Raw genomic sequence first — 8,762 nt, forward strand, 5'->3', positions numbered from 1 at the left:
ACAGAAGGTTACTTTTATTTAGCTATCTAATTTTGTGTGGCACACTAACACGCAATCACTGGCTCTAAATTCCGCATTCACTGGCTCACTTTTCCGCACAAGTGGCTCAAATGGTCCGCAATACTCAGGGGTCGCTACCCTTTCAAAATTATCTTGCTTCTTGCTGTTTTGTTCGTTTTTTATTTCTAGTTTTATAAATCATTATCTTTTAACTCTAATTTATATTTTTTTGGACAGACTAACCCCGTGAAATGTATCTATATTTTAAAAAACAGAATAATTTGAGTATTATCACCACATTAAATAGTGAATATTTTGTGGAATTTTATAAAAATTTCTTGTTGAACATGATACGAACTAATTTTTATGACATTCTTTCTCTCTCTTATTTATTTTTTAGAGTTACTTTAAAGCAATCAATAGCTAATTTTTTTAAAATACCAATATGAATAATAATATTTACAGGTAACTCCTTGAGGTTTTTACTATAGTGTAAATTAGGAGTTTTCAACCCTCTTTTTGATAGATCCATTTCACCTTGATTATTAGTTCTAGTTATTTTGGATTCCTTCATAAAGGTGTTCTTATCAATTCCAAACGCCGATTGTAAAATTAAGATAGACAAATAAAAAAGCCATTCGTGGTACACTCACAATGTATTTCCGACTAAAGCAGACATAGGAGTGATCACACAGATGAACCTGTGATGATAGAGTCTTATTACCACCAAAACATCCATTTACAACGTCATTTTTAACTACTAGGAAAATAAAATTTAGATAGATTTGTTCCATTTTCAAACATAAACCTAAGAACTTTAAATTACAAGGTTCTTAGGTTCTTAGGTTCTTAGGTTCTTAGGTTCTTAGGTTCTTAGGTTCTTAGGTTCTTAGGTTCTTAGGTTCTTAGGTTCTTATCCGTCACCCCACTGACCCTTCCAGCAAAGGGTCCGGGGTTCTTATGAATTCTAACAGCTTCTAAACGTTGTTATATCAACATCAGCTGTTCTGGATGATTCCATTAAATTCTGATGATTTTTCGGGATTGGTGCTAGTTTGGGTGTTAGTTTAATTACACATATAACCATAGTTTATTATTCACTAAAATAACAGCATAGTTTAATACCATACGTATCCGTTAAAAAAGAGTCGGAAGCAAAAAGTATTTGTTTCATAGCTGGAGTTATTGACTTAATGGATACTCCAGGTTGGACAACCGAAATCATAAATTTTGTTTGAAAACCTGCTTGAATCATTTTCTTCAACATATGAAGAGTCTTCAAATCTCCTTTATCAAATCTAGTTGTGTTATATTTCTTATTTTGTTGTTTCTCACGTTCAATCATCCGTATAACTAGTTCCAAAGTATTATCATTCCACATAATAGACTTTTCCGCTTGTCCGCAAACCTCGTATAAATCGGAGACTCTTGCTCTTGGATTATCTCCATGAGAGTATTTACAGTGATATAAATGAAAGTCTATATTCCTTTGCTCCTGATTAATAATAACTGATACAATGTCTGCGATTTCTCCTGATCCATCATCATCAAAGATAATGTCAGAATTTGAATCAATAATGTTGTGAATTGTGGCATATTGAATTGAGTCAGATCTTTTCTCTCTACCTTGAGACTCTTTTTTTATATTAACGCCAAGTCTATCCCAATTAATTATATTGATGTACTCTGGATTTAACGTCATATCTTTTTTAGGTTTAATTATTGTTTTCAAATTTTCTTGAACTACTGCCACTATACCCTTCTCTTGAATAAACGAAATTTCAGGAGAATATTCTTTAAAGTAATCAGTCATACTGATTAACTGATTGTTTTTCTTAACAAATAACTCATCGCCTTCGATTTGTTGAAATCCATAATTAGTATCTGTTATAAACTGTTCAAACATAAATTTACGGTCATTAACCCAATATTCAAATACTAAATTGTTCGCAACAATCTCAGGATTACTTAAGGAAGCTTGAAAAAGTGGTATATTTAAGTCCTCTTTCTTAATATAGAGTTGCTTAGATATAGAATTTGAAACTTCAATTTGTTCAGGTAATGTTATCTTGTATGGTTTGCCCTTTGGAAAACTAGTAATTGCTTCTGAAACTAAAGAGTTTTCTAAAATATTTTTTGTATCAATTGTAACATCCAAAACCTGCTTGCCAGTTTCTTTACACCACTCAATCCAGAAATCTACTCTCTCAACCCAACGCATCCAAACTTTTCCCTTATAAGAACATCCAATGCTTATTCGATTTCCATCTTTAAACCCATAACCAAATAAATTAGATTTTATTGAACTAGAACTAGCGGCTTCACTAATTCCTGACTTAATATCCGTTCCAGCAAACATACGAAAACTTACTCTACCATTCGGAACTTGCTTCAAACCAAGCGTTCCAATCATCAATCGATTGATTCCGTTTAAAACACGATAAATTGAATCTCCCTTTATCTGATTTGCCCCAAAAAACATCTTTTCAACAAGACGATTTCCTTTTCCAGTATCGGTTTCATTTATATGAACTATTCCATTTTCTTTATCGAAAAAAAGAACAAAAAAGTCATACTCATACTGTACAATATCTTTTTGATCTGACCATACTACTTTTGATTCAATTTCTTCTATAAAAATATACACAGAATCTTTATCATTCATTAAAGAAGTTGTTCGTTCCGGATTTAAAACCTTTTTCCAGTTATCAAATTCAATTTTAGTAGAATGATAACGAAACATCCTTGTACTAACCTTCATTTTTAATTGTGACAAATCAATCGTATCAGCATGACCCTTTTCAAAACTTTCGATAAATTCCCCCAGGTTAACTTCACTTTCTATTGATTGACTTGAGTGGATATTCAATAATCTATTCCAATCAGAATCTTGATGATAGAGTTCCTCTACAGCTTCCCTTAAATCGTCCATAGCCACATTTGTTATTAGTTTTGCATCTCCCAGGTTCTCACCACTTGTTCTAGCGAATCTACCTATAAATTGCAAAGTAATAGGTAAGGACTTATATTTATCATGGATTGCTGCAATCTTAAGTGTTGGGATATCAATTCCCTCTCCGAACATATCCACGCACACAACTATTTTAGATTCTCCATTCTTTACTTTCTGTAAAGACTCTCTACGTTCTAAAGTTTTTATCTTACTATGAATTACAACAGGATTGAATTCATTATACTTTGAATAAATTTTTTCAAACAATTCATTAGCACGTTTTGTACTATTTGCCCTAGCTAGTATAACATGATTAAATCCGTCATTTAAGTCTCCACGTAATTTCTCTAGCGCAACATTTGCAATTTCTATATCTGACTTATTTTCATCAAATTCCTGAATAGGATAAAATTCAATTTTTTTGAAATAACCAGCGTTCTGAGCCAAGCCTAGCCCATAATTAAATATTATTTTACCCGCAATTTTCTTCCCATCATTCCTGAAAGGGGTTGCTGTAAATTGTAATATCCTTTTATTTAAAAAATTATCTCTAACTGATTGCCAATCCGGTGCACCTAAATGATGCGCTTCATCAAAAATCACAACTTCAATTTTGTTTATTATTATTTCAAGAATTTCAGGTGTCATATTTTTTATCATTCCTGGTGTTGAAATAATAATATTTGAAGAATCAATTGCTTTTCTCAACTTCTGTTCATCTTTAAATTTCCCCTTGTATAGAAATGTTGTTGGATAAATTACATTATAATCAATCATTCCCAACTTAGGCAAGATACCAAAATGGCTACAACCTTCAAAAATTTGTTCTCTTAACAAATTTGAAGGTACTATGATTAGCGTTGAGCCAATTTGTTCAGAAATAATTGTTGCAAACATCGTTTCTGATTTTCCAGTTCCTGTTGGCAATACTACAGTAGCAGGTACATTTGATGTTGCCCAATGTGCCCTGATGGCTGACAATGCTCCGAATTGGGGTAATCGTAAGCCAATTTCTCCCTTATTTCTAGATACTAACTCAGTATACCCTTTTTTCCAACTTGCAATAGTGTCACCATAAGAATAGCCGTTGCCCTGTTCATCATAACTTTTACTCATCCTATTTCCATTTCCAAGATCTATGATTTCTTGTCTAGGGTATCTCACTCCCATATTACCATCTCCTCATTTTACTTTTTCAGAAAATTATTTAATTCAGAAATATAATTTCTTGTTATCACATGATTTCTAGAAATCCCTGTTTTCTATAGATGAATTTCAAATTTCATCCTATTAAATTTCGATACTTTTTAAGACCTTTTCATCAAATAAAATTTCTGGTGTCGTAGAAACATTATCTAAAGTGTTATCAAATACATTAACTTCAACGGGAATGGGGAATAATTCTCCCACAATAAATGCTGTACCAGTTGGCAAATAAGATATTCTGGTTAACTGGTTAGAATTGATATATGGAATAGTCCTCAACATATAATCTAAATCAAGATTGTTTTTTATCCTATGAATAAGATAATTATTACACTGAGATAGCACCGTTGAAGAAAGTTCACTTGGCCTTTGACTTGATAAAAATATGAAACACCCAAATTTTCTTCCCTCTCTAGCAATTTTCTTAAAAAGCTCAATTTCTTGAAATGAACTATTTTCTCTAGACTTTGAAATATATCGATGGGCCTCTTCTAAAATAAAGATATTTACATCTCTTTCTTTTAAAGATAAATTTTTATTCTTTTCAAATATTAGTTTTAATAAGTATGACGAAAAAAACAGCAGTAAATCATCATCTAAAGCAGAAACGGAGTAAATAGTTATTTGTTCTTGACTAATAGGAGTGAAATCGCTACCACTAGACAATAAACTATCATATCTAGTTTGAATGCTTTTGATTCTAGTTTCCAGTGTTCCACAATGTGAACGTGCTTGTGCATTTCCTTTAGATTCTTCAAGTAAGAATGCAAATTCCAACCCATGTAGTAAATTATTAAACGAATCAGTTTTGTACTCACTTTCTGTCAATTGCTCATGTATAAACGAGTATTCAGTTTCTCCTGGATACTCACTTTCCATTAAACGATTTATTGAATCTAAAAAGGTTGCTTCTGCCTGCCCAGTGAAATTTGCATATTGCGCACTGTACTTACTGGTATCTATACCTGTCCCTTTTAAACAATTAATTATCTTGGTTCTTCGAGCAACCGCGTCTGTTTGTACATAACTATATAAAGTTAATCCAAGATAACATCTTAGCCAGGTTTCAGAAATCCGGTTATTTTTAAGTGCGTCGGATAATTTTAGAGCTGTTTGTAAAATTGGTAATTGTACTAAATCAGAAGGTTTAACTAAATTAATCCAATCCTGTAATTCCAAACTCTGAATATTAATCTTATAATCCTTGAAAACATCGATAGATTCTGTATTACTAACTAAAGAATACTCATCATGAACATCAAGAACATGAAGATGTAGATTGCTAGTTTTAAATTTTTGGGTTTCTGAAATAATTTGTCTAATTGTTGTCGATTTTCCTGAGCCAGTATTTCCAAGAATAGCAGTATGATGATTAAAAATTCGAGATAAATCAATTTGAGCACTATACTTTTCTTCAATAAGACCTAAACTTAACGATTTATCGGAAGCATCAATTGAAAATAATATTTTATATTCTTCTTCACTGGTTAAATAGACTTTATTTTGTAATGTGGGATAGCTCTTCATGTTAAATTCGATCTTTCCATCATTAATAATTCCAATAGGGATACAATCGAACTTTCCTAGATAGTCTATTTTTGAATTTTCTAACTTAGATAATTGCTGTTCTTTGTCTTCCGCTTTTATAACCTGATAAATAAATTTTTGCTCAATATCATTAACTATGGTTACATAGTCAACCACACCTTTTGCAATATATGTATTTCCATGCAGATTATAGTTCAATTTACTAAAATCTGAGACTTCAAATACCAAATTATTGTACGAAACACTTATTACCCGTCCAATATTATGCATCCTCGTCACCTTTTTCATCTAACATTTCTTTACGTAGATATTCATTTGTAATAACATTAAAATAATGCCCTTTTCTACCGTCTCTCATTCCCCCTCCAATTACATGTACATTTCTTTTTTTATTAAATTTTTGATAAAATGCTTTCATTTTATCTTCTGACATATCACCAAAAACAATTAAATTGAAATCTTGATTTTGAATATTTTGTGAAATAATGTTATTGATATGCTCATCGGGAAAACCATATCCCATTACAATTAGTGTTGTATTCGGCTTTTGCAGTGCTGTAGAAAATTCTCTGAAAAGTTCTGAATACGGGCTCTGGACTGTTTCTTGATGCTTAAGCATTGTTGGATATATAACAATTTTATCTTTAGCATAATTACTTTGACACAACATTTCATTTTCATCTTGAAACCAGTTTATTGATCCATGAATTTTATATAAATTTGCTTCTTTTTTTACTGGCTGCCACTTATCTTTATATCTTTCAGTGTCATCTACTAAACGATACTTAAACCGATTAATATCAAAAGATTGTCTTAGTTCTGTAGTAAATCCAGTTGTATACGAAAAACTATTATTTTCTAAAGCAAATTCATTAAAAAGATCATAGTTTGTTGTAAAAACAGATAGTTTACTACTATCAATACTTCTAGAATTATAAATATATTTATAGAATTGTGTATAAGTATCTATTGTGGACGAATCTATATACTTTTCATCCTCCCAAGAAGGAATTGTTGAAATAAATTCTTCTTTTATTTTATTAAAAATTATAATTAATTCGTTTTTTTTAACTTCACTTTTTTCAAAGTTGATACCATTTTGTAGCCAATTAAGAAGTCCTTCAATATCAACAAATTTATCTATTTTCTCTTCTCCTGTGTATTCTCTTATCTTTTTTACAATATCATCATTTTCTTTTTTTAAAGTAATCTCTTTCATTGTCGTCCCCATCATTGGTGTAGCTGGATTCGAACAGCCTGACCCAATAAAAACAGATAAATTCCTAGCACGTATAGATGACTTAAGAAAAGTTCCAATTTGATTAATTTGCTCCTCAACATTTTCTATACCCATGAGATGATTATCGATTCCTTGAAAGTGATACAAATCATTCTCTCCAATTTCCTTTTCTGCCATTTCCTTTAACCTCTTTCTAAATAATAATTTTAGTCAATCTTCAACAAATACCATATAGTTTTTCAAACATTAAATGTAACAAATAATTGATAGATTTGTCATAAGTGAAATAAATTCATTCATATCCCAATATACAAAATATTCTCCTTGTTTAGCATTACAATACTCGCACAAGTTCATACAATAGGTTTCTCTTCTTGTTTCACTATATCGTTTTTTGATTGTAGGAAATTTCCGCATCATTTTTGCATCCAAATTGGAGAAATCACCCAACAAATTAATTGGATAAAATTCAATTCTTGGCTCCTTCATATGAAGAATCCCCAATTCAAAATTTTGCTCTTTAAACAGTCTATGCTTATCCCAAGGAAAGAATAAACTCTCTTGATTAGATACAAACAGGCAGTATGTATAAATTGACGTTTCTTTTTTACATCTGTAGCATTCCTTTTTATAAGTGTATACAGGTATTCCATTGCTACCTTGACCATTTTCATTTTCTTTCGATTTATTATTTTTATAGGTACTACCATCATTAAAACCTGAAATATTACTATTATTATCGGTTCCCTCACTATTATTTGTATCTTCGTTGGTTGATGTAGTTTTAAAAACTATAATAGATGCCTTTGGATATGAATAAACTTCATTATCGTTCAATAAAACAATATCAAAGCTGACTGTACTTTCATTATAGATTAGTGACTGAATTTCTAGTTTTTTTTGATGTTCCTTATCATAAATTTTCAGCGATGAATTATGATAGGTATATTTTTTTTTATTGATTCTCTAATTTCGCCCCTAGTTTGTCCAGTTCTATCAAGATTGAGATCAAAAGGTCTGTTATCATTTTCTAAAAAACTTTCTATAGTGATTTTGGGAGACAGTAAAGTCGTTGTAATAAAACCCGTACCAAATTGTCCTGTAGTCTCATCATCAGACTGTTTGTTTGATATTTGTGTGACCATACTCCAAAGATTCTCTTCCTTAAACCCTTTACCGTTATGTCCAAATAACAATTTAGAATGCCCATCGAACTTAATTTCTATATCAATTTTTTCCCCATCTCTGCAACAATCACTGGCATTTTGTATTAGTTCCCATATCCAACGCTTACGAAATATTTCTTGAGTTTCTTTACTAGATTTTCTTAATTTTTCTAACTCATTAAATATCGTACCAACAGCAGAATTCAAAAGCATGGTATCTTTAATGTCATGTATCAAAAAATCAACTCCAATTTATACAACTTTTCTTTTTTATCTTCAAACACTTCTTAGTATAATTATCACACTTATTGACTATTTTTCTACTATTATATCAAATAAATACACTGCTAACATCTCGTTTCCTATTTCGTCTGTGTCAAGTTTTTCTCGGTCGTCCTATTATCCTGCTAGTTTAGGCGTTCTACTTTTGTACACTCGTCTACTACCGCACGGCTTCGCCGTTTGCTGGCCCATCCGTTTAGAGAAGGTTCCTAAAACAAGGAACCTTCCCCAAACAGAAGGGAATTAACGAAAACTTTTTATGAGTTTCCCCATTGCTGATGAATGAGAAGCATACAACGGCATTGTCCCATCCTTTGCACCAACCGACTGACGTGTCTTCTGATGCAATAGCGACGATAAACGAACC

The 8,762-nt window shown here is 31.2% G+C and carries 5 protein-coding genes; all 5 read right to left on the bottom strand.

Features of this window, described 5'->3' with window-relative positions; genetic code table 11:
• Positions 1-1,093 precede the first annotated feature (1,093 nt).
• On the bottom strand, positions 1,094-4,123 hold the full coding sequence (locus J7E16_RS11245; protein ID WP_214891709.1) for a DEAD/DEAH box helicase: 3,030 nt from the start codon (positions 4,121-4,123) through the stop codon (positions 1,094-1,096).
• 120 nt (positions 4,124-4,243) lie between these two features.
• Positions 4,244-5,977: an ATP-binding protein gene (locus tag J7E16_RS11250; RefSeq protein ID WP_214891711.1), complete on the bottom strand. Its 1,734-nt coding sequence runs from the start codon at positions 5,975-5,977 to the stop codon at positions 4,244-4,246.
• The gene (locus J7E16_RS11255; RefSeq protein WP_214891713.1) at positions 5,970-7,124 is read right to left on the bottom strand and encodes an SIR2 family protein; all 1,155 of its coding nucleotides are present in this window, start codon (positions 7,122-7,124) and stop codon (positions 5,970-5,972) included. The genes J7E16_RS11250 and J7E16_RS11255 overlap by 8 nt, the downstream gene beginning before the upstream one ends.
• Positions 7,125-7,193: 69 nt before the next feature.
• The gene (locus J7E16_RS11485; protein ID WP_251006176.1) at positions 7,194-7,784 is read right to left on the bottom strand and encodes a hypothetical protein; all 591 of its coding nucleotides are present in this window, start codon (positions 7,782-7,784) and stop codon (positions 7,194-7,196) included.
• Positions 7,785-7,870: 86 nt separating this feature from the next.
• Positions 7,871-8,350 carry an ATP-binding protein gene (locus J7E16_RS11265; protein WP_214891715.1) on the bottom strand — a complete coding sequence of 160 codons (480 nt, stop codon included), beginning with the start codon at positions 8,348-8,350 and terminating at the stop codon, positions 7,871-7,873.
• Between the last annotated feature and the right edge of the window lie 412 nt (positions 8,351-8,762).

The organism is Carnobacterium sp. ISL-102 (genome assembly GCF_018612935.1).
Taxonomy (GTDB): domain Bacteria; phylum Bacillota; class Bacilli; order Lactobacillales; family Carnobacteriaceae; genus Carnobacterium_B; species Carnobacterium_B alterfunditum.